Genomic DNA, 21,450 nt, shown 5'->3' with positions numbered 1-21,450 from the left:
GCCAGACCATTAAGTCTGACTTTACTCATCAAAGAATGCGAATTCTTGATATTTTCTTACAAGAATAGTAAGAACAATTCCTACTGCATTCATAGAAATGATATGTTCCTCTTCGATTGGAAAATCTGTTGTATTATAGTAAAGCTGATAATCTGAATTTTCTACAAGGAAATTCTTTCCTAGCTCAGTTATAGAAATAATAGGTATATCTTTCATATTCAATTCATTGACTACTGTTCTGATACCTGGTGTATTACCTGACAACGAAATAATAATGACGAAATCATCACTAGTTAGGGAGTGTGAGATGATTTCAAAGTTTGTTTCACCAGATACAATATAATTTGAACGCCCTGCCATAAATAGCTCACTAGAAAACTGTTTTGTATAGTTATTCTGAGTAAACCCTGTCGCATATAGAATAACTTGTCTCGCTTTATGGATTTCAGAGATCAATGGCGCAAAGTTTACTTGTGATGCATATTCAAATGTTTTATCAATCTCTTTTCTGAATTTTTCAACAAGATCTGTAGGAACAACTGCTTTCTTTACTATATCCTTCTTTAAAGAATACTTTAATTCTGAATAACCTGTATAGCCTAGCTTTTGTGCGAGGCGTAATACAGAACTCTTTGACGAAAGCAGAACATTCGCAAGTTCATTAATAGGCATGTCTACAACATCTGCTTTATGGTTTCTGATATATTGAATCATATCTTTTTCGTTATCATTTAATGTTGAATATATAAGTCCTGCTTGTGTGTCAAAGTCCATATCTCATTACTCCTTTGTTAGATAAACTACTGCTTGATATGGGTTTAGAATAATATTTTTATCATCTGTTTTCAATACATTCTCATAATTTCCAATAAGAATTTCAGCATCCTTATAGTCATCTGGCAATGTATATCTTACCTTCTCTTTTGCGAAAGAACATACTACAAGTAATTTCTTACCTTCATATTCTCTTTCATATGAGAAGATATCTGAATCTTCTTCGTCTAATAGTTTATAAGATCCATAAACAATTATAGGATTTTCTTTTCTTAAACGAATTAATTTCTGATAATAATAGAATACTGAATTTGGATCTTTTAATTCATCTTCTGCATTGATGAACTTATTATCAGGTGAATAATCAATCCAAGGCTTTACATTAGAGAAACCAGAACCTTCTTCTCCATTCCAAGGAAATGGAGTTCTTGCATTGTCTCTTGAACTTAAATAAGCATATTTCTTGATTGTTTCTTCATTTTCACCTTCATCCTTCATCTTCTGACACATAAAGACAGTTTCAATATCTTTATATTGATCAAGTGATGTAAAAGGTACATCTTTCATACCTAATTCATCTCCCTGGAAAACATAAGGTGTTCCCTTCATCATATGTAATAGAGTAGCTAACATCTTAGCAGATTCTACACGATATACTCCATCATCACCAAAACGAGTCACATTTCTAGGCTGGTCATGGTTGTCCCAATAAAGTGAATTCCATCCATCACCTAAATCATTGATCCAAGTTGATAAGCTCTTCTTTAAATCACTGAGTTTAAACTTTACATCAGAGAATTTACCGTACTTACCATAATCTAAATGCATATGATCAAACTGGAATACCATGTTTAATTCATGTCTAGAAGGATCTGTATAAAGTTTACCCTGCTGAACATTGGTATTGGCTGTTTCTCCTACTGTCATCACATCATAGTGTGATAAGACTTCTCTATTCATTTCCTGTAGGAATTCATGAATACGAGGTCCATTAGAAGCTCCTTTATAATATGATTTTGCATAATCATATTCTCCTGGTAAGGCATCTGGGAAATTCTGTCTCTTACTTAATAAAGAGATAACATCCATTCTATAACCATCAATACCTTTATCTAACCAGAAGCGCATTTCATCATAAACAGCTTCTCTAACCTTAGGATTTTCCCAGTTTAAGTCAGGCTGTCCTGGCGCAAAACAATGAAGATAATACTGTTTTCTTTCAGGTACATAAGTCCATGCAGATCCACCAAAAGTAGCACCCCAGTTTGTTGGTTCACTGCCATCTTCTTTAGGATCCTTCCAGATATAGAAATCAGAATATTCATTATCCTTAGAAGATTTAGACTTTAAGAACCATTCATGCTGGTCACTTGTATGATTCACTACTAAGTCCATAATAATCTTAATATTCATACTATGTGCTGTTTCTAATAGTTCATCAAAGTCTTCCATTGTGCCATACATTGGATTGATCTTGCGATAGTTCGCAATATCATAACCATTATCTACTAATGGTGACTCATAGATAGGATTTAACCAGATGACATCAATACCTAATTTAGATAAATAAGGAAGTTTTTCAGTTATACCTTTTAAATCACCAACCCCATCATTGTTGGTATCATTAAAACTTTGTGGATAAACCTGATAAACAACGCTGCTTTTCCACCAATCTTTATTCATCATCTTCATCAACCCCCATATTTTTCATAACATCGTTGACATAAACAATCTGTGACTTTGCATCATCAATCGCATTTCTAATGATATCTTCATTCACTTTTTCACAGTTTGCTAGTGATAAACAGACACTTAATACAATAGGTAAATTCATTCCTGTAATCACATATACATTAGGATACTGTAAGTATTTGGCTGCTTCCTGATTCACACTACCCCCAAGCATATCAGTGAAGATGATGTATTCATCATCTTCATTGATTTCTCCAAGTGCTTCTTTTAACTGTTTTTCAACAGGTACATTATCCATATAAGCACTCACTGACTGGATATCAGTTAAAGTTGGCATAAGATACTGAATTGTATCTTTTAACCCATCTGCAAGTAAATGATGGCTGGTTAGAACGATTTTTCTCATAGACTTTCCCCCGAAAACTTTGATTAGAGAGCTAGAATTCCAAAGAATGAGCAAACTAATGCAAGAATAATAATTAAGAAGATGACCTGAATAACAGTAAGTTTCTTAGATGCAAGTAATTTATAAACGATAAATGTAAGTGCAACTGGTAATAAAGCAGGCATGATCTTATCTAAGACACCTGTCTGAATAGCAAGTTTTACTTTGCCTGACTTAAAGACAAGACCTAATGACATCTTAACAACTGAAGGGATTAATGCCCCAATAACTGTTAGCCCCATGATAGATGCTGCTTCAGTGAAGACTGATAACTTATCGCCTAATGTAGTAATAAGCTTTAAACCTGAATCATATCCCAAATGGAATAGCTTAATTCTAAAGAAGAAGAAAATCACGTTAAGTAACATCCAGATAAGTGCACCTGTAGGGTTACCTTCAAGTCCCATGTAAGCTGCAATAGAACCCATGATTGTTGGATATAGTACCCAGATTAAAGTGTCACCGATACCTGCAAGAGGACCCATCATACCTGTCTTAAAGTTCTGTACTGTATCTAATGCTTCTACACCATCTTTTTCTTCCATAGCAACACTTGCACCAAGTAAGATATTAGCCATCCAAGTTGTAGTATTGAAATATTTGAAGTGGTTATTTAATGATGCAACATAGTCATCATCATTATTCTTATGAATCTTTCTTAAAACCTTCTCTAATCCAAATACAACTGCTGGACCCTGATGGTTTTCATAGTTATATGTATTACATGCCATAAACATGTAACGTACTGCGGCTTTTGTAAGATCTTTCTTTGTAACAACTTCTGTTGTCTGTGTTTCTTTATTCATCCCAATCATCTCCTTCTTCGATTACTTCACCTTCTGCTGCGACTGCTGGCACTTTATTGACCTGTGTTGTAAAGAAATAGTAAGCAATAGCTAAACCAATAATAGATACACCTAACATTGGTACATTTAAGTAAGCTGAGAAGACAAAACCAATCATCAACATTGATAAGTACTTCTTAGCAGGCATAACCTGTAACAATAATGCGATACCTACAACTGGTAACATATTTCCTGCGATAGATAGACCATTTGTGAACCATACTGGAACTGATTTTAAAATAACATTAACGATTGCATCACCAAATAATACACATAAAGCTGTTGGTAAACCTGTAGATAAAGCAAAGATCATAGGACCAATCCAAAGAATTCTGTTCATCTTACCAAACTTCTTTTCATTACATGCTTTCTGTGCTGCATGTGTTACATAAGTATTTAATAACTTTGCGAATACATCTAACTGAATACCAAGCATACCAACTGGTACACCTACTGCTAAGGCAACTGCTTTTGCCTGAGCCACATCATTTGTAGTTCTACATGCAACATAAATACCAACTACTGTTGCAAGACCCCAGTTAGGCACTGATGAACCACCAATGTTGGCAACACCTAAGTTCATTAACTGGAATGTACCACCAATAATCATGGCAGTCTTCATATCCCCCATAATCAATCCTGCAAAGAATGCAACCATGATTGGGAACCATGTTGTAATAACAATACCCTGCTGGTCTATGACCATCCACATTGATAATAATACGATTAATACTCCTTGAATAACCTGCATACTTCTTATCCCCCTTGATTATTTAATATATGTTTCTAGTGGTTCTTCTGCTTCGCTTGGTACGAAGTGGAATGTCACTGGAATACCCATAGACTGTAATTTCTTTAAATCATTCACTTCTTCTTCATTGACTGAAACCATCTTCTTCACTGTTGTCTTACCTTCCCCATCGAAGATAATACCAATGTTTACTTTAGGAATCTTAACGCCACCTTCAGCTAACTTAACTAATGTAGATGGTTCTCTTACAATCATGAATACATTATGGCTATCATACTTTCCTGCGTTGAAGTTCTTAATAGCTGTTTCTGTATCAATGATTGACATACCAGTCCCCACTGGCTTACTCATTCTCATAGCTGATTTTTGAACTTCATCCTTACTTACTTCATCATCGACTACCATTAATCTTTTTGCCTGTGTTGCACCTGCCCATTGCGTAACAACAATACCATGAATTAATCTCTGGTCGATTCTTGCTAATACTAAACTCATTTTTCTTTTCCTCCTTGAAATTGCTTTCATTTGTTTTGACGAGTCCTAGTTTACCCAACAATGCGAACACTTTCAATATTTCAGGCCCCTTCTGGGATGTGGCACAAACTTTTGGAATAGGTGTCAAAGATAAGGGAAATATTCCATTATGATGTTTTAGAATAGTAATATTATGTTTATACAATTCAATTTATTATGATATATACAAGGTTATTTCAATTAACTATCACTTCATACTTTATTCACTTTAATTATTAAAATGTATCATTATACGCAAAAAGAAGATAATCCTTGGACCACCTTCTCGCTATTGACACTCTTTACTTTTCATAATTGCGATGATTTCTTCATCTATTCTTTCCATTCCATTTTTCCCAATACGTGCTATATTTTGAATACATTGTTCAGGTGTTGCTGCACAAATTCCATCACTTTCTCTTAATACTGCATCATTGACTGCAGTTGTTGCACACATAAGTGCAGCCGTAGAACCTGTAGATACCTTTAATGCACATCCTACTTTTCCACCATCACAAATCATACCAGTTACAGTTCCTGTCATATTACGTATACAATAACCTATCTGATCATTTGTCGCATCTAAGAGATAAGCGATACCTACAGAAGCAGATGTAGAAGACGCCATGACACATGTACACATAGGCAATAATTTACCTATATGTGCATTAATATATCTATTTACTAGATGTGTAAGCGCAAGTGCTTTAAGTTTCTTTTCTAGTGATACATGGAGTTCTTCTGCCACTTCATTCACTGGGATAGAGACTACAAGTCCTTTTGTGCCTGCACCCGAACTGCTCATTGCAGGAAGTGGACAGCCATCTAGTCTATTTTCAGCAGCTGCAGTAACTTTCTTGATTATTCTAGTTAACAAGTCTTCAGAGAATAATGAATGATTGAATGAATCACTCAAATGTGTTGTTCCTTTATATTGTGATAGTTGGTTATTCATTTCTATACCATCTAATAAGAAATGAAGTTCATCCACTGTCATTGAGTCTACCAAAGAACGTATGTCTGAGATTTTCATTTCTTTGAGTTCATCAATCACAGTGGGTGTATTGTTTGTTTCTTGAGTTGTTTTCTCTTCTAATATAATTCCATTCTTTTCTAGATACACTATATTTGTATGTGCCTCTTTGATCATACATGTCACTGTATCGTTAGATGTATAAAGGGTACATTTTACATGAATAGATGCTGAATCATTAATTGTGATAGAAACATGGGGCACTAATAATTCAGCATAAGTGATTGTATCTGGTTCAATATCTTCAAATAGAGTCAGCTGTTTTTCTGGGTTCTTTAATAATGCCCCGATAGAAGCAGCATACTCTAGACCCACATGCTCACAATGTGGTATACCTGCAGACATCCCATTCTTATATATACCTTTATTAACATCTAATTCTATTTTAGTTATTGGACTATTTAACTGTTTAGATGCATAAGCTGCACATAATGCGATACAGACTGGTTCTGTACATCCTAATGCAGGGACTACATCCTTCTTCAATAAGTCTATTAGTTCTTCTTTTCTCATATAATTCTCCTTGTTTACAGTATACAAGGTTTATCCCAAATTAAAAAGACTGCTGTGGTGTTGCAGTCTTTCACAAAATATTTAAGGTTATTCAATTTTATGTGTGTGTGAGTTTTATTTCTTGTTTTAACTATTTTGAATTTTCTTCTTCTAACTTTTGTTTTTCTAATAATTTAACGAATGGATAGTAAAGTGCCATATCTAGAATGATTAGCCCTATAACCATGATACCGGCTTTAATATCCATACATCCTAATGCAGCACCAAGTGGAGCTGGTGTTGTCCATGGTGTTTCAATAACACCCTTTCCAACGATGTGTAATGCCATACAAGCATAAGCAATAATTGAGTTAACAACTGGCACAAAGATAAATGGAATCATCATAAGTGGATTTAATACCATTGGTAAACCAAAGATGATTGGTTCATTGATATTGAAGATAGCTGGACCAATTGAAATCTTACCTAAAGTACGTAATTCAACTGATTTTGATCTAAGTAATAGAATACATAATCCTAAAGTAGCACCTCCGCCACCTAATGCGATAATATATGACCAGAATGGCTGAGTGAAGAAGTGTACTAATGGTTTACCAGCACTATATGCTGCGATATTAGTAATTAAATACATCTGCATGAATGGTAATCTGATTGGCTGAGTGATACTTGCACCATGTAAACCAAAGAACCAGAATGTCTGAGCAATGATAGTAATTAAACAGATACCTACTAATGAATCTAAACCAGATACCGCAGGTGCAAGTACTGTCATGATCATACTTGGTAATAACTGACCACTGATATTCTGTACAAATAATGATAATGCATAGAATATGATAACACAGATAAAGAGTGGTAAAATTGCATCGAATGATGAACTGATTGCAGGTGGAACACCTTCAGGCATCTTAATACGAATGTTCTTCTTAAATAAGAAGTTCATGACTTCTACACATCCGATAGAAACGATAATAGCTGTAAAGATACCCTTTGCATCCAGATAAGTTGTTGGTATATAACTTCCTGCAAGTGCAAGTAGATCAGTGGCTGATTTACCGTCAGTAATGAGATTAGCTGGGACAGCAGAAGTAGTTGGTGCAGATACAATTAAGAATACTGCAGTAGAAACAACAGCTGCATTTAAGCTTGGCATTTCGTATTTCTTAGCTAAATGATAAGAAATAGAGAAAGCGATAAATAGTCCCATTAAAGCCATTGTCATATTATATGGTAATAATAATGCAGCTTTATTGGCCTGAGCCCAGTTGTACCATCCTGTAAGCATGGTAGTGATGAAACCCCAGTTTGGTAGAGTTTCAGGTTTGAATGGTGGTGTTGATACGATCAAGCAAGCACCTCCAAGGATTGATAGTGGAATAGCAACAACCATTCCATCACGAATTGCAGCAAGATGTCTTTGGTTAGCTAACTTGTCTGCAACAGGCACTAGTGTGCGGTTTGCTAGTTCATTGAATTTTTCCATGAAGTTCATGTCGAGTCCTCCCTTCTCGTTGGCTTCATTATATCTTGGATAAGTTAAAAAAATCTTGTATTTTCCAATTAATAAAACACCTTTCCATATGATAGAAGAACTTTCCAAATTGTGGAAATCACTTGCAAAAGCGACTCTATACAAGTATAATGCACGCCAAATTACACTGATATATACAACATAATTTTAATTTTTTATAGGTTGACAGAAAGAGTTTAATACTTATAATGTGAAGTGTGTGAGTTTTATCTTCTTGTGAAATACAGGAGGAATTTATTATGAAATTAATCGTTGAAGAAAACACTCAGAAAATGAGTGAAAGTGCAATGCACATCTTACTTGGTGCTATGATGCAGGATAAGAGAGTGAATATTTCTCTTACATCAGGTAGAAGTCCTATTGAACTTTACAAGATGTTAGCTCCAGAAGTAAGAGATCAGGAAAAGTTCAAGGATATCGAATACTATTTATTCGATGAAGCACCATACATGGATGGTAAGCCTTATGGTCCTAACTGGGAAGAAATGCAGAAATTATTCTTCGAAGAAGCAAATATTCCAGAAGAAAGAATTCATGATATGACTATGGAAAACTGGGAAACATATGATGAAGAAATCAGCCGTGCAGGTGGTATTGATGTCATGGTTATTGGTCTTGGTTATGATGGTCATTTCTGCAGCAACTGTCCTAGATGTACACCAATGGATTCATATTCTTATGCAATGGATCGTGCTACTAAAAATAAAGCAAACCCTGATTATCCAAAGAGAGAACATCTTCCAATCACTCTTACAATGGGTCCTAAGAGCTTAATGAAGGTTAAACACTTAGTGATGATTGTAAATGGTAAGGAAAAAGCAGGCATCTTAAAACAGGTTCTTGATTCACCTATTACAGATGAATTACCATCTACTGTTTTAAAGCTTCATCCTAATATGACATTGATCTGTGATAAAGATGCAGCTTCTGAATTAAACATGGACGATTACAAAAGACTATAAGTCTTTATAGAAAGTTCTTCGGAACTTTCTTTTTTTATATTCTGGAAAGCTTTTCCAAGAAATGGAAACGAGATTACTGATCAATTATGAATTGATATACTTGAATAAACAGGAGGTACTATTTATGAGTAAGATGGATATTGTAGAGTTAAGATTAAGAAGAACAGTTGCATTGATAATTGACTGGTATATTACTAATATGCTGGCTTCTATTCCTATCACATTCTTTTTAAGAAAAGATAGTCAGTTTAAACCAGAGATGTTTGAATTAACTGCTTATGGTTTCAATACAGCTCTTATTGTATGTTTAATTGCGATTACTATCGGGATACTTTATTATGTATTCATTCCTCTTTATATCTGGAAAGGTCAGACTCCAGGTAAGAAGATTTGTAAGATCAAAGTTATTGATTATGATCATAAAGATGTCACTATGAAAAACATGATGTTAAGAGAATTACTCGGTGCAACTCTTCTTGAAGGTGGTATTACTATTATTCCTTCTTATTTAAGAAAGATTGCCTCTCTTTTACAGTTCACTTCTATTGTAAATCCTTTAACTTATGTTGCTTATGCATTGACACTTGTTTCTATTGGATATGCTTATTTCCAGAAAGATACACGTTGTTTTCATGATTTAGTTTCACATACTGAAGTTATTAAACTATAAATTACTGTCCTGTGGTATAATAAGGTATATTATACCCAGGACGGTGAATACATGTTTAACTTAGTTATTATTTTATTATCTACATTAAATGGTGAACCTAAAGGTTCTAATAATTATAAGATTGCGAAATTCATGATAGAAAATATTCATGATTTAGAAGACTATACTCTAACTGAACTTGCGAAAGCGTGTTATGTGTCTAATTCTAGTATTTCTAGATTCTGCAGGGATATAGGTTTAAGGGATTTTAATCAGTTAAAAAATCAGATTGCGAAGTTTTCGGTAGAAAAAACGAAACTTTCTAATAAATTCAACTATGAAGGACGAAATGAAGATTCCATTTTCACTTCTTATGTAAGAAGTGTGATTGAGAATCTAGAGATGTTGGAAAAGAGTTCTATTGAAAATGATATCAAAAAATTAGTAAATGATATTTATGAGTATCAAAAGGTAGCTGCATTTGGTTATATGCATTCTGAAAACGTTGCATTGAACTTGCAATATGATTTACAAACAAGTGCTAAACCTGTATTTACTGCCATTAAAGTAGCTAACCAGGCTGAATATATTACAAACGCCGATGAGAAGACTTTAATTATCTTGTTCTCTGATTCTGGTACTTATTTTGATCGTATTTTCCCACGTGCCAAACCATTTAAACAACAAAGCAAGAAACCTAAGATTTGTTTAATTACATCTAATAAAGAATTAGATTATCCTTTTATTGATCAATATATACGCTATGACAGTAGAGGTGATTATGCAACTCACCCTTATTCACTCACAGCGATTGCAGATACAATATGTATTGAATATGCAAAAATGTTGAAAGAACTCGAATAATATGAAAGCACTAAAAAGGTAAGGATCTGACCATCCTTACCTTTTCGTTTTGATGCATCTATTTTCTAATCACAAATAAAGTACAACACTTGCATATCTGATATTCTATTTTGCTTTAATAGCCCATCTCATCTTAGTAGACTTTGCACGTGAATTACGATGACATTCTTCCTTAGAAGGTCTAATCACATTTCTACATACATCTTCATAAATACCAAGATTCTTTAATTCTTTAAAAGACTTCTTCACAATTCTATCTTCTCCAGAATGGAATGTAAGAATCGCAGCCTTTCCTCCTGGTTTTAAAATAAGAGGGAGCTTCTCTACAAAGTCGTATAATACTTCAAATTCCTGATTCACTTCTATTCTTAATGCCTGGAATACTCTTGCAGCTGTCTTATTCACAATATCTTTTCTATTCTTATCAGCAATAAAGTTGAGTGTTTTATCAATGATCTTATAAAGCTGCTGAGTTGTTTCTACTTCCATACCTGAACGTATGAATGAATAGATATTCTTAGCTAATATATCAGCATATGGTTCATCTGAGTTCTCTGTAAGAATATGTTCTAGTTCTTCTCTTGATAAGTCTTTTAAGATTTCATAAGCAGGTCTACCTGCTTTAGGATTAAGTCTTAGGTCTAATGGGCCATTTTTCTTATATGAGAATCCTCTTTCTGGATTATCAATCTGCATAGAAGATACTCCTAAATCAGCTAAGACAAAATCAAATGGTCCATATTCCTCACTGACTTGATCAATGTTTCTAAAGTTGGTCAAAATAGGAGTAAAGATGTCTTCTCCATAACCTTTATTTCTTAGTCTCTCTGTTGTTTTTTCTATTTCGATAGTATCGATGTCTAATCCATAAAGGTGTCCTTGCCCTTCTAATTTTTCCATCATTTTAGAAGAATGTCCTCCATATCCTAGAGTACAATCTAAACCAATCTGTCCTGGCTGAATATCTAAGAATTCTAGTATTTCATCTACCATGATAGAAATATGCATACCTGCTGGTGTACTTCCTTTTGAAATAACCTTTTCTATTGTTTCAGGATATAATTCTGGATTAAGTTCTTTATACTTCTCAGAGAAATTTTTAGGGTGTGTACCTTTATATCTTTTTCTTCTTTTATGTACCTGTTCAGTCATGTTTATACCTCATTTCATCTACTATATTAACGAAAATAGAGACAATAAACAAGTCAGATAAAACTCTGTATATACTGGATTGTTCCCTCTTACCTTCACAATATATAATAAAAGTAGTGTATTCGCTATTTGTGGGGTGTTGTTGTTTCATGCTTTATTTTATAGTTTTCATGAAAGGAGAAATATTTATGGATACAAAAAAGATAGGAAAGTTCATTTCTGAGAATAGAAAAAGAAAAGGTCTCACTCAAGAACAACTAGGAAATATATTAGGTGTCAGTAATAAGACTATCTCTAGATGGGAAAACGGTAACTATATGCCTGATTTGTCTTTACTGATTCCGTTAAGTGAAACTTTGGACATTTCTTTAAATGAACTGCTCAATGGGAAATATATAACGGAGGATAAAATCATGGAAACAACAGAAAAGAGCTTAAAGAATACAATTAATTATAGTAAGAATATGCTTGTACAAGAGAAAAGAAAGATTTCTATTGGTATTATGATTTTTGGCGCATTTCTATGTTTTGCTGCATTTGCGATATTAGATAAGGAAAGCAGCTGGTGCTGTATTTACTCTATTGTAGGTATTATAGTATTTGTTTATGGGTTATCAAGAGAGTTGAAGAGAAATAGATTATTAATAAGTAGTGGAGTATTTGTTGCAATATTATGTGGATTTATGTTGATGGATTATGTAGGTGTTATAACTTCTCATAGACCTCCTATCTATGTATATATGATCAAGACTTCTAATGTGACAACCTACTACAACCCATTCTATAATGTTTATAGAATCAACAAGAACACACCTAATGAGTATTATATTGTAGATAGCGCAAAGAAATATACAGAAGATACTGTTCCTACAACTGTATTTAACAGACCGTTAAGTGGCATACATAATATTAAGAAGTATAAGAATCCATATATTGGTAATAATTCCAATATAGGAAATTTATTAAATAGTCTGCCTTTGCATGAATACGGTTATGTTTTTCAAATTGATTCTAAAAATCAAGGACTCACTGTGAACTACAATGCGACAGACTGGTATCATAATGAGGATCTTTATATCAATAAGAGCCTAATCTATAATTCTGTGTCTATCTTCTCTTTAATTGATAATGTACAATCTATTCAGTATAACTTTAGTGGAAGTAGCTACACTACTACTAGAAAGATGATTGAAGAGAATTATCCACATTTTGAACAAGTAAAAGAGAATGAGAAGAACTTCAATAAATATTTAGACAATATGATGAATGATGATGAATTTACAAGAAGTATATTCAATAAGATATTTGTGAAGAAGAGTTTATAAGAGGGGTTAAGCCCTCTTTTTAAATACCGTGTATTACACTAAAGTAAACAACACCATTTTCAAAAAAAGTTAGTCTTTATAATTTTTCGTGTATGTTCTCATACTCATTGCAGTGAATTCCATCATATTTTACAATTTCATTCCTTCACATTTTTAATCTTCATTCCATCATATTTCCATTTCCTATTCCTCCATATTTTCTGTTCTCATCCCATCACATTTCAAAAACCATAAAATAAAAAGCACATCTCTTGCATGAGATATGCCTAATATTAATGCATAGATTTATTTATTCTTCATATGTGGGAATAAGATAACTTCACGGATAGTTTCCTGACCAGTTAATAACATAACTAATCTGTCGATACCCATACCCATACCACCAGTTGGTGGAAGACCGTATTCAAGAGCTTCTACATAGTCCATATCCATTTCGTTGGCTTCATCGTTACCTAATTCTTTTTCTTTTAACTGATTTGCAAATCTTTCATACTGATCATCTGGATCATTTAATTCTGTGAATGCATTTGCATATTCGTTACCACAGATGAATAATTCGAATCTCTGAGTGAAACGAGGATCCTGTAAGTTCTTCTTTGCGAGTGGAGAGATTTCAATTGGATGACCATATACGAATGTTGGTTCTACAATTGTTTCTTCTACATACTTTTCAAAGAATGCATTGACGATATGACCATATGCAAAATGTGGTTCTACTTCAATACCATGTTCTTCAGCAAGTTTCTTAGCTTCTTCAAAAGTCTTCTGTTCGCCAAAGTCTACACCAGTCTTTTCTTTAATTGCATCAACCATGGAGATTCTCTTGAATCCAGGTGCTAATGAAATAGAATGACCTTTGTATTCTACATCATAAGTACCATTGACAGTCATTGCGGCATTCGCAATGATACCTTCTGTTAAGTCCATCATACCTTCAAGGTCAGAGAAAGCTTTATATACTTCGATAGTAGTGAATTCTGGGTTATGAGTTCTGTCCATACCTTCGTTTCTGAATAAACGACCGATTTCATAAACGGCATCCATACCACCAACGATTAATCTCTTAAGGTTTAATTCTGTTGCGATTCTTAAGTAGAAATCTTTATCTAATGCATTGAAATGAGTGATGAAAGGCTTAGCTGCAGCACCACCAAGAATAGAGTTCATGATTGGTGTTTCTACTTCTGTATAACCTTTGTCATCTAAATAATGCTGGATTGAACGTACAATCTTAGGTCTCATGAAGGCTACTTTACGTGCTTCATCATTCATGATTAAGTCAACATATCTTCTTCTGAAACGTTCTTCAGTATCTGTTAAACCATGGAACTTTTCTGGTAAAGGTCTTAAAGCTTTAGTAAGATGTGTATACTTTTCTACTCTTACAGTTAATTCACCAGTATGAGTCATGAATACTTCACCATCAATACCGATAATATCACCTAAATCGCTCTTCTTAACTAATTCATAAACATCTTCACCAACAGTATCTTTCTTGATATATAACTGGATTTTTCCATCTCTATCAAGAAGGTTCATGAAGCATACTTTACCTTTTCTTCTCTTTGCAACAATACGACCTGCGATACTTACAGCTGGTTTGCTTTCTTCTAATTCTTCTGCAGTCTTACCGCTATAGTTCTTTCTAATATCTGAAGTATAAGCAGTCACATCAAATCTCTGTCCAAATGGATCAATTCCAAGATCTTTAAGTTCCTGTAACTTCTGTCTTCTTACTAATTCCTGATCAGTAAACTTTCTTTCTTCCATGTGTGTTCTCCTTCTTTAGAATATAAAAACTCTCATCCGCTAGGGACGAGAGTTAACCGTGGTACCACCCTTATTCATCTACATAAGTAGACCTCATTAAGCCTTAACGCGGCAACACGTTATTTTATCACATCAGATCCAAAATACAGCTCCCAGTCTTTATTCATATCAACTTCCCCATTCCTTTACACCAGCCAGGAATTCTCTCTGCGTTCCATCGATATTACTCTTCTGTTCATAGCTTTTACTCAAGTATTATAGACAATAAATAAATATGTTGTCAAGGTCAATTTATCTGCCTTATTCAATCTAATTTGTCTATAGACGTTTTTCAAATCCACCAAGGATTTCTGAATCCTCACTAATAGTCACAAATGCCTGTGGATCAATATCATGTACAATCTTCTTAAATGTTTTCACTTCATATTTATTGATTGCACAATAAAGAATATATTGATCATTTTCTGTATAAGCACCCTTACCCATCCAGTAAGTTACACCTCTACCTGTCTTTTCCATAATCACATTCTTCATATCCTTTTCTTTAGTGAAGATTAATGCTATCACATTGATATTCTGATAGTGGATATGGTCACTAATGAAATACAATACAAATACAAAGATAATAGAATACAGTGTAGTCTGTAAATCAAAGATAAATGCACAGCAAGTTAAAATAACTGCATTCAAACTTATTGATAACTTTCCTACTGAGAATCCTTGTTTAGTCTTAGATAAGCATACACCCGCAATATCAATACCACCTGCACTACCACTACCTTTGAGGGCAAGTCCTACACCAACGCCACACATAATAGCCCCAAAGATACAGTTAGATAACATATCGGGCATGATTGGATGTGTTAAGTTAGGTAAGAAAGATAATGTAATAGTCTGTACAACAACACTCATACCTGTTTTAACACAGAATTCTCTGTTCAAGATTCTATATCCCATAATAAATAATGGAATATTAATCATAAAGTTGATGATCCCTACAATGTTCATTGATTTAGGAATTGGTAGAAGTTTTCTTACAAAAACTTCGATAATCTGTGATGTACCAATTACACCTCCAAAGTTCAAGCCATTAGGTGTTACAAACAACCAGATTCCTAAAGATAATAAAATACTTCCGGCAATGACTTCGCCATACTTTTCTAGATTTTCCCTCATAGCGTCCCTCTTTCATATCATAACATATGAGTATTAAAACAAATAAAAGAATGCCTTTCAAGCATTCTTTAGTAAATTCCATATTCTATAAATAGATTCGCAATAGACTCAATAATATAGAGAACAGGCACCTGTGTTGCTGAACTATAAAAGTCACCATTTTTAGTACTTGGCATATAATACGTAAGAGCTAAATCAGACATCTTTGCAGCTGTTGAAGAGGCACTATTGGTAATCACAATAATCTTAATATCATATTTTTTTAAGTCTTTGATACGATCAATTATTTCTCTTGTTTCTCCTGAAACTGTGAAGAAAAGAGCACAGTCATTTTGATCATACATCCCCCTAAAACGGCTACTGAAGTCTCCAATATACATTGTACGTTTTCCCTTACGATTAAATAAAGAAGCCGCAAACTTCGCAATCGCATCACTTAGGCCAATGCCAGAACAGATTACCTCGTGACTGTTCACAATTATTTCAGCAGCTTGATGAATAAGATCATCAAACTCTTTATTATCTACTCGATTAAAATAATCAAGAATATAATTTAAAGCACGTTTATTTTGTATAGGTTTATCTTCCTGATCCAGTTTCATTTCTGCTTTCCATTCTAAGAATCCTTCATAACCAAGTTTTTTAGCTACTCTTGTAATCATAGAAGAAGATACATGAAGATCTGTAGATAAATCTTTAAGTTTCATATGAATCACTTCATAACGATGAGAGATGATGTAGTTGTAAATATCTAATTCTAAATCACTTAATTGATTCATTTGGTCTGCCGTAACCATAAAATACCTCCAAAAGGTATTTTATCATACTTTATGCAAATCTCTTTTTCATTTTCTTATTCTGTTTCTTATTTTTCTTTTCAATACTCAACAACATATTCTTATAATCTTCTGACTTGATGTCTACAACAAGTGTATGTGAGACAATATCATGTAATGATTTCTTAGACTTTAAGATAATCACAAGTATTCCAGATAATATAGTAATAACGAGTCCTACTTTATTCCAGATAGAGGCAATATTGTATCCAGTTAATACATTGACTAATTGATGAAACATATTACTGCATGTATAAATACTTCCTTCTACTAAGAAGATCATAATAACCTGTCTGATGATCAGTTGTTTCACATTCACTTCTTGATAGTCGTCATTCACAATCTTTAATCCTAATAGTTTTTTACCTAAAGTCTGTCCTTTCCAAATTATAGGTAATACTACATAGTACACAAATGCAACTGAAAGTGAAAGAACACCTGCAATTACTTGATAATATCCCTTAAATATAGATAACTGCTGAGGAATATAGACAGCATCCTTATGAAGAGACATATATAACAGAATAAGAGGAAGTGATGATAAGACACTTCCTAAATACCAATCAATACCATAAGCGATTATACGTTTGATATAACCTGTTTTATTCACAGGTTCATTTCTTAATTTATTCCACATCTTATCATCCTCCTTTATTAATTTAAGTGTTGATATAAAGCACCTATTAAGTTCGCATCATTACGATATTCACAAACTACGATTTCTGGTGGCAATGTGCTTGCATAACATGAATTATAGATTTCATCAAAATTCTTTTTGATAAGTTCTAATAGTAATGGCTGTGCACTAATACCTCCACCAATAGCCACTTTTTCACAATCAAAGATCTGATTGATGTTGTAGATCTGCACTGCAGTTTCTAAACAGAACTGATTTAATCCTTTTAAAACAGCTTCATTTCCATTATTTGCCATTTCAAAGATTTCTTCACCTGTAAAATGCTCTTCTGTTTCTAATGCTTCCTGGATATGTAATAATAATCCATTGATTCCATTACTTGCATACCAAGATGTATCACCATCATATGGCTTATGGTAATCAGTGATGATATTAGAAAATTCACCTGCACCAAATCTACATCCGCTTAATACCTTATGATCCTTAATTAAAGCACCACCAATAGCTGTGCCAAGAATCACTACAGCACCGTCCTGAATATCTCGAAGACTACCAAAACCTAGTTCTGCGTTAGCAGCACATTTTGCATCATTACCAATTGTGACTCTTACACCACAATGCTCAGATAGTAATTCTGCCATATTTATATCATGAATATAAGTTAAAGCACCACCAGTGAAACAATAACCTTTATTAGGATCAATTCTTCCTGGCATACTCATCGCAATACCAGATACATCAGAATATGTATTATATAGAGATTCAACGCTATTTACAAATGAATCAAGGCAATCTAAGGGAGTAGGCACTTTACCTCTTTCATATATATTCTTTTCTGCATCCATTACTGCATATTTAATAGCACTGCCACCAACATCTAGAACTAAGTATTTTTTCATAATTTTTCTCCGTTACTTTCTATTACTTTTTTATACCATTCAAAGGAATCCTTCTTGCTTCTTGCAAGTGTTCCCTGACCTGCATTATCTTTATCCACATAAATGAAACCATAACGTTTCTTCATTTCACCCGTACCAAAGCTAACACAGTCAATACATCCCCATACAGTATAACCTAATAAGTCTACACCATCAATATCTACTGCATTCTTCATTTCTTCGATATGCGCTTTAAGGTAATCAATACGGTACTGGTCATGTACTTTTCCATCTACCATCTGATCCACTGCACCGAAGCCATTTTCTACAATAAATAGAGGAAGGTTATAACGGTCATACATCCAGTTTAAGCTATATCTTAAACCTTTCGCATCAATTGGCCATCCCCACTCAGTCTTTGAAATATATGGGTTATCACATAAATCTGTTTCTTCATTATAGTCAAGGTTGACATCTCCATCACCCTTAACCGCAAATGACATATAATAACTAAATCCAATATAATCTACTGTACCCTGAGGAAGAACAGCTAAGTCTTCTTCAGTAATATCTAGATTGAAGTTCTTTCTTTCAAAGAAAGACTTCATATAACCTGGATAACGTCCTCTTGCATGAACATCCATATACCAGAAACGCTTATGGTTAGCGCCTACTGCCTTCAACATATCATCTGGATTACAAGAATATGGATAAATAGGTGTCATCGCAATCATGCATCCGATCATCATAGAAGGATCAATAGCATGTCCTTCTTTAATAGCCATCGCACTTGCAACAAGCTCATAATGTGCTGCCTGATAAACAGTACGTTCTTTGTCTTCACCTTCTTCAAATATAATACCTGAGTTAGTAAATACAGCTACGTCTGCTTCATAGTTCGCCTGGTTGTTGATTTCATTGAAAGTCATCCAGTATTTAACTTTATTGTGGTATCTTTCGAAACATACTTTTGCGAATCTTACAAAGAATGTAATCATCTTTCTGTTTCTCCATCCACCATACTTTTCAACTAAATGATAAGGCATTTCAAAGTGTGATAATGTGATGACTGGCTGAATACCATTCTTTAATAGTTCATCAAACATATCATCATAGAACTTTAAACCTTCTTCATTTGGTGTTTCTTCATCTCCCATTGGGAAGATTCTTGCCCAGGAAATAGATGTTCTAAAACATTTAAATCCCATTTCTTTAAATAAAGCGATATCTTCCTTATAGTGGTGATAGAAATCAATCGCTGTATGATTTGGATAGAACTCGTCAGGTTCAATTGTTTTAGTGATTTTTCTACGAGTAGTGGCAGAACCAACTGTCATCATATCTGAGACATTTGGTCCTTTACCACCTTCATTAAATCCACCTTCTACCTGATGTGCAGCAACTGCTCCACCCCATAAGAAGTCTTTACGCATTGTTTTCTCCTGCTGCTTCTTCTGCTTCTTTCTTGATAGCGGCTCTTGTGCTTGCTGCAACGAATGGTAAGTAGATAATTGTACTTACGATTAAGCAAAGAATACCGATAACTAATGACATAACATTGTTGGCACCTGATCCTAAGAATGGTGTTAAGAATCCTGGAGTTGTCCAAGCAACTGAATAAGCGACTGGTGGGATGATCTTAATGACACATACACAGAAATAACCGATTAGGTCACATACGATTGGTGCTAAGATGAATGGAATAACATACATTGGGTTCATAACGATTGGTAAACCGAACATGATTGGTTCATTGATGTTGAATAGCCCTGGAGCTAATGACATCTTACAAATAGAGTATTCACCTTTATTCTTTCTACCTACGATAAACATTGCAATGATTAAACCAAGTGTTGCACCTGATCCTCCCCCATTACCAAATGCATCGTTGATTGAAACCCAGTTTACTGGATAAGGTGCACCCCATGCTGAACCATGAACTGCAACATAAGCTAAGTTTGCGTTTTGCTGTTCTGTAAAGATAACTGAACGTAAAGCACTTAAAGTGTTTGGACCATGAATACCTACAATCCATAAGAACTGCTGAACTACTACAAATACAATAATTGTACCCATAGAGCTTCCAAGAGATGTTAATGGAGCCTGAATAGCGTTATAAACAACAACCTGAATACCTTCAGGAGTAATCATTGAGAATAAGTAGTTTAATACACCCATGATTGCAAGTACTAACATCATTGGGATTAATAAGTTAAATGACTCTGCTACTGCAGGTGGTACCATTTCTGGCATCTTGATTCTTAACTTTTCATTTCTACCAAAACGAGTTAATAATTCTGCAGTTAATAGACCTACTAATAATGCAACGAATAATCCCTGTGCACCAAAGTAAGTAGTTGTTAAACCAGTTCCTGCATTCTTACCTGCAAATGCCTGAGATGCAGGATAAAGAATAAAGAAAGCTGAAAGAGATGTGATACCACATAATACTTTATCTCCACCCATTTCCTGAGCCAACTGATAAGCCACTAAGAATGCGATAAGAATTGATAAGATATTAGTAGTACCATTGATAACAGAACTCAAGACAGCCTGATACTGAGCTAAGTTTGGAATTAAATCACCTAAGTGAAGTAATTTTGCGATGAATCCGCTAGGATCTAATAATACATAGTTAATAAGTAAAACCATTGAACCACCCATTGTGAGTGGGAATGATAAAGTGAACGCATCACGCACGGCTGCCACATGGCGCTGACCATTGATTTTTGCAGCTAATGGTACGAAGTAACGTTCCATAAAGTTTTGAATTGCTTCCATTTTGTTTCTCCTCTTCTTATTTTGTTCGGCCGATGTTGAAAACGATTTCGTTTTCCGCAATTGATTCTATCAGAGGATCACAAATAAAAAAAGGGCTTGAAGCCCTTCTTGAATAGTATGCATTATCTGCAAAATGTTTCACTATTGTAACGCATTGTGACACATATGCAATGTCATATTAGAAAGTATTTCAATAATGCTTAATGCAGGTACCTGAGTTGTATGGGAAGAAAGTTCATTTCTTACATCATTAATTGTTAAACCGCAAACTCTACCCATCTGATGACTGCAAATTATATTACCCAATATAATAATGTATTTTT

At 34.0% G+C, this 21,450-nt stretch carries 21 protein-coding genes and 1 other annotated feature; of the genes, 4 read left to right on the top strand and 17 right to left on the bottom strand.

Features of this window, described 5'->3' with window-relative positions; translation table 11 throughout:
* Positions 1 to 21: 21 nt before the first annotated feature.
* The 8 genes from ACFOZZ_RS08230 to ACFOZZ_RS08195 form a co-directional block, all read right to left on the bottom strand.
* Complete coding sequence (locus ACFOZZ_RS08230; RefSeq protein WP_376815061.1) at positions 22 to 774, bottom strand: MurR/RpiR family transcriptional regulator; 753 nt, start codon at positions 772 to 774, stop codon at positions 22 to 24.
* A 6-nt stretch (positions 775 to 780) separates the two neighbouring features.
* Positions 781 to 2,460, bottom strand: coding sequence for a glycoside hydrolase family 13 protein (locus ACFOZZ_RS08225; protein WP_278778636.1), 1,680 nt, complete (start codon positions 2,458 to 2,460; stop codon positions 781 to 783).
* The gene (locus ACFOZZ_RS08220; RefSeq protein ID WP_376815059.1) at positions 2,450 to 2,872 is read right to left on the bottom strand and encodes a PTS sugar transporter subunit IIA; all 423 of its coding nucleotides are present in this window, start codon (positions 2,870 to 2,872) and stop codon (positions 2,450 to 2,452) included. Before ACFOZZ_RS08220 ends, ACFOZZ_RS08225 begins: the two co-directional genes overlap by 11 nt.
* 23 nt (positions 2,873 to 2,895) lie before the next feature.
* Positions 2,896 to 3,717 carry a PTS system mannose/fructose/sorbose family transporter subunit IID gene (locus ACFOZZ_RS08215; RefSeq protein ID WP_202898380.1) on the bottom strand — a complete coding sequence of 274 codons (822 nt, stop codon included), beginning with the start codon at positions 3,715 to 3,717 and terminating at the stop codon, positions 2,896 to 2,898.
* Positions 3,710 to 4,507, bottom strand: coding sequence for a PTS mannose/fructose/sorbose/N-acetylgalactosamine transporter subunit IIC (locus ACFOZZ_RS08210; RefSeq protein WP_055232546.1), 798 nt, complete (start codon positions 4,505 to 4,507; stop codon positions 3,710 to 3,712). The genes ACFOZZ_RS08215 and ACFOZZ_RS08210 overlap by 8 nt, the downstream gene beginning before the upstream one ends.
* An 18-nt stretch (positions 4,508 to 4,525) precedes the next feature.
* On the bottom strand, positions 4,526 to 5,002 hold the full coding sequence (locus tag ACFOZZ_RS08205) for a PTS system mannose/fructose/N-acetylgalactosamine-transporter subunit IIB (RefSeq protein ID WP_040389796.1): 477 nt from the start codon (positions 5,000 to 5,002) through the stop codon (positions 4,526 to 4,528).
* A gap of 307 nt (positions 5,003 to 5,309) precedes the next feature.
* Positions 5,310 to 6,566 (bottom strand): serine dehydratase subunit alpha family protein, encoded by a 1,257-nt coding sequence (locus tag ACFOZZ_RS08200; protein WP_376815058.1) that lies wholly within the window; start codon positions 6,564 to 6,566, stop codon positions 5,310 to 5,312.
* 130 nt (positions 6,567 to 6,696) lie between these two features.
* Complete coding sequence (locus tag ACFOZZ_RS08195; protein ID WP_055232550.1) at positions 6,697 to 8,058, bottom strand: PTS sugar transporter subunit IIC; 1,362 nt, start codon at positions 8,056 to 8,058, stop codon at positions 6,697 to 6,699.
* A gap of 278 nt (positions 8,059 to 8,336) precedes the next feature.
* Here ACFOZZ_RS08195 and ACFOZZ_RS08190 point away from each other — a divergent pair, with 278 nt between their 5' ends.
* From ACFOZZ_RS08190 to ACFOZZ_RS08180, 3 genes are all read left to right on the top strand, one after another.
* A complete protein-coding gene (locus ACFOZZ_RS08190; protein ID WP_055232552.1) occupies positions 8,337 to 9,059 on the top strand; it encodes a glucosamine-6-phosphate deaminase in 723 nt (240 codons plus the stop codon).
* Between the two features lie 124 nt (positions 9,060 to 9,183).
* The gene (locus tag ACFOZZ_RS08185) at positions 9,184 to 9,729 is read left to right on the top strand and encodes an RDD family protein (RefSeq protein ID WP_278778628.1); all 546 of its coding nucleotides are present in this window, start codon (positions 9,184 to 9,186) and stop codon (positions 9,727 to 9,729) included.
* Between the two features lie 51 nt (positions 9,730 to 9,780).
* Positions 9,781 to 10,572 carry a MurR/RpiR family transcriptional regulator gene (locus tag ACFOZZ_RS08180; protein WP_055232554.1) on the top strand — a complete coding sequence of 264 codons (792 nt, stop codon included), beginning with the start codon at positions 9,781 to 9,783 and terminating at the stop codon, positions 10,570 to 10,572.
* 105 nt (positions 10,573 to 10,677) lie between these two features.
* Here ACFOZZ_RS08180 and rsmH read toward each other — a convergent pair whose 3' ends face one another.
* Positions 10,678 to 11,724, bottom strand: coding sequence for a 16S rRNA (cytosine(1402)-N(4))-methyltransferase RsmH (gene rsmH / locus ACFOZZ_RS08175; RefSeq protein ID WP_376815057.1), 1,047 nt, complete (start codon positions 11,722 to 11,724; stop codon positions 10,678 to 10,680).
* Between the two features lie 188 nt (positions 11,725 to 11,912).
* Between rsmH and ACFOZZ_RS08170 the strand changes: the two genes are divergently transcribed.
* The gene (locus tag ACFOZZ_RS08170) at positions 11,913 to 13,049 is read left to right on the top strand and encodes a DUF4825 domain-containing protein (protein WP_376815056.1); all 1,137 of its coding nucleotides are present in this window, start codon (positions 11,913 to 11,915) and stop codon (positions 13,047 to 13,049) included.
* 285 nt (positions 13,050 to 13,334) lie between these two features.
* Here the strand turns inward: ACFOZZ_RS08170 and lysS are convergent, their stop codons facing one another.
* From lysS to ACFOZZ_RS08130, 8 genes are all read right to left on the bottom strand, one after another.
* Positions 13,335 to 14,819 carry a lysine--tRNA ligase gene (gene lysS / locus ACFOZZ_RS08165; RefSeq protein WP_278778622.1) on the bottom strand — a complete coding sequence of 495 codons (1,485 nt, stop codon included), beginning with the start codon at positions 14,817 to 14,819 and terminating at the stop codon, positions 13,335 to 13,337.
* A gap of 38 nt (positions 14,820 to 14,857) precedes the next feature.
* Positions 14,858 to 15,067, bottom strand: a binding site (T-box leader).
* 70 nt (positions 15,068 to 15,137) lie between these two features.
* On the bottom strand, positions 15,138 to 15,995 hold the full coding sequence (locus ACFOZZ_RS08160) for a YitT family protein (RefSeq protein ID WP_055233342.1): 858 nt from the start codon (positions 15,993 to 15,995) through the stop codon (positions 15,138 to 15,140).
* A 68-nt stretch (positions 15,996 to 16,063) separates the two neighbouring features.
* The gene (locus ACFOZZ_RS08155; protein WP_055233341.1) at positions 16,064 to 16,792 is read right to left on the bottom strand and encodes a MurR/RpiR family transcriptional regulator; all 729 of its coding nucleotides are present in this window, start codon (positions 16,790 to 16,792) and stop codon (positions 16,064 to 16,066) included.
* A gap of 31 nt (positions 16,793 to 16,823) precedes the next feature.
* Positions 16,824 to 17,468, bottom strand: coding sequence for an RDD family protein (locus ACFOZZ_RS08150; protein ID WP_055233340.1), 645 nt, complete (start codon positions 17,466 to 17,468; stop codon positions 16,824 to 16,826).
* Positions 17,469 to 17,485: 17 nt separating this feature from the next.
* On the bottom strand, positions 17,486 to 18,367 hold the full coding sequence (locus ACFOZZ_RS08145) for an ROK family protein (RefSeq protein ID WP_055233339.1): 882 nt from the start codon (positions 18,365 to 18,367) through the stop codon (positions 17,486 to 17,488).
* Entirely contained in the window at positions 18,364 to 19,779 is a 1,416-nt protein-coding gene (locus ACFOZZ_RS08140; RefSeq protein ID WP_055233338.1) for a 6-phospho-beta-glucosidase, read from the bottom strand. Before ACFOZZ_RS08140 ends, ACFOZZ_RS08145 begins: the two co-directional genes overlap by 4 nt.
* Positions 19,772 to 21,127: a PTS sugar transporter subunit IIC gene (locus ACFOZZ_RS08135; RefSeq protein WP_376815055.1), complete on the bottom strand. Its 1,356-nt coding sequence runs from the start codon at positions 21,125 to 21,127 to the stop codon at positions 19,772 to 19,774. The genes ACFOZZ_RS08140 and ACFOZZ_RS08135 overlap by 8 nt, the downstream gene beginning before the upstream one ends.
* A 141-nt stretch (positions 21,128 to 21,268) precedes the next feature.
* Positions 21,269 to 21,450, bottom strand: a 182-nt coding sequence (locus tag ACFOZZ_RS08130; RefSeq protein ID WP_376815054.1) for a hypothetical protein, incomplete at its 5' end; no start/stop codon positions are given.

This window comes from Catenibacterium sp. GCM10023432, assembly GCF_042651925.1.
Taxonomy (GTDB): Bacteria; Bacillota_I; Bacilli_A; order Erysipelotrichales; family Coprobacillaceae; genus Catenibacterium; species Catenibacterium mitsuoka.
Note: the sequence above shows the minus strand (reverse complement) of the source record. Positions and strands in the feature narration are given on the sequence as shown.

Excerpts from the sequence above, each read along its gene's own strand:
- ACFOZZ_RS08230 (WP_376815061.1), bottom strand. The coding sequence starts at position 774 with ATGGACTTTGACACACAAGCAGGACTTATATATTCAACATTAAATGAT.
- ACFOZZ_RS08135 (WP_376815055.1), bottom strand. The coding sequence starts at position 21,127 with ATGGAAGCAATTCAAAACTTTATGGAACGTTACTTCGTACCATTAGCT.
- ACFOZZ_RS08215 (WP_202898380.1), bottom strand. The coding sequence starts at position 3,717 with ATGAATAAAGAAACACAGACAACAGAAGTTGTTACAAAGAAAGATCTT.
- ACFOZZ_RS08180 (WP_055232554.1), top strand. The coding sequence starts at position 9,781 with ATGTTTAACTTAGTTATTATTTTATTATCTACATTAAATGGTGAACCT.
- ACFOZZ_RS08160 (WP_055233342.1), bottom strand. The coding sequence starts at position 15,995 with ATGAGGGAAAATCTAGAAAAGTATGGCGAAGTCATTGCCGGAAGTATT.
- ACFOZZ_RS08200 (WP_376815058.1), bottom strand. The coding sequence starts at position 6,566 with ATGAGAAAAGAAGAACTAATAGACTTATTGAAGAAGGATGTAGTCCCT.
- ACFOZZ_RS08205 (WP_040389796.1), bottom strand. The coding sequence starts at position 5,002 with ATGAGTTTAGTATTAGCAAGAATCGACCAGAGATTAATTCATGGTATT.
- ACFOZZ_RS08155 (WP_055233341.1), bottom strand. The coding sequence starts at position 16,792 with ATGGTTACGGCAGACCAAATGAATCAATTAAGTGATTTAGAATTAGAT.
- ACFOZZ_RS08170 (WP_376815056.1), top strand. The coding sequence starts at position 11,913 with ATGGATACAAAAAAGATAGGAAAGTTCATTTCTGAGAATAGAAAAAGA.
- ACFOZZ_RS08145 (WP_055233339.1), bottom strand. The coding sequence starts at position 18,367 with ATGAAAAAATACTTAGTTCTAGATGTTGGTGGCAGTGCTATTAAATAT.
- ACFOZZ_RS08140 (WP_055233338.1), bottom strand. The coding sequence starts at position 19,779 with ATGCGTAAAGACTTCTTATGGGGTGGAGCAGTTGCTGCACATCAGGTA.
- ACFOZZ_RS08185 (WP_278778628.1), top strand. The coding sequence starts at position 9,184 with ATGAGTAAGATGGATATTGTAGAGTTAAGATTAAGAAGAACAGTTGCA.
- ACFOZZ_RS08220 (WP_376815059.1), bottom strand. The coding sequence starts at position 2,872 with ATGAGAAAAATCGTTCTAACCAGCCATCATTTACTTGCAGATGGGTTA.
- ACFOZZ_RS08195 (WP_055232550.1), bottom strand. The coding sequence starts at position 8,058 with ATGAACTTCATGGAAAAATTCAATGAACTAGCAAACCGCACACTAGTG.
- ACFOZZ_RS08210 (WP_055232546.1), bottom strand. The coding sequence starts at position 4,507 with ATGCAGGTTATTCAAGGAGTATTAATCGTATTATTATCAATGTGGATG.
- ACFOZZ_RS08190 (WP_055232552.1), top strand. The coding sequence starts at position 8,337 with ATGAAATTAATCGTTGAAGAAAACACTCAGAAAATGAGTGAAAGTGCA.
- ACFOZZ_RS08225 (WP_278778636.1), bottom strand. The coding sequence starts at position 2,460 with ATGATGAATAAAGATTGGTGGAAAAGCAGCGTTGTTTATCAGGTTTAT.
- lysS (WP_278778622.1), bottom strand. The coding sequence starts at position 14,819 with ATGGAAGAAAGAAAGTTTACTGATCAGGAATTAGTAAGAAGACAGAAG.
- rsmH (WP_376815057.1), bottom strand. The coding sequence starts at position 11,724 with ATGACTGAACAGGTACATAAAAGAAGAAAAAGATATAAAGGTACACAC.
- ACFOZZ_RS08150 (WP_055233340.1), bottom strand. The coding sequence starts at position 17,468 with ATGTGGAATAAATTAAGAAATGAACCTGTGAATAAAACAGGTTATATC.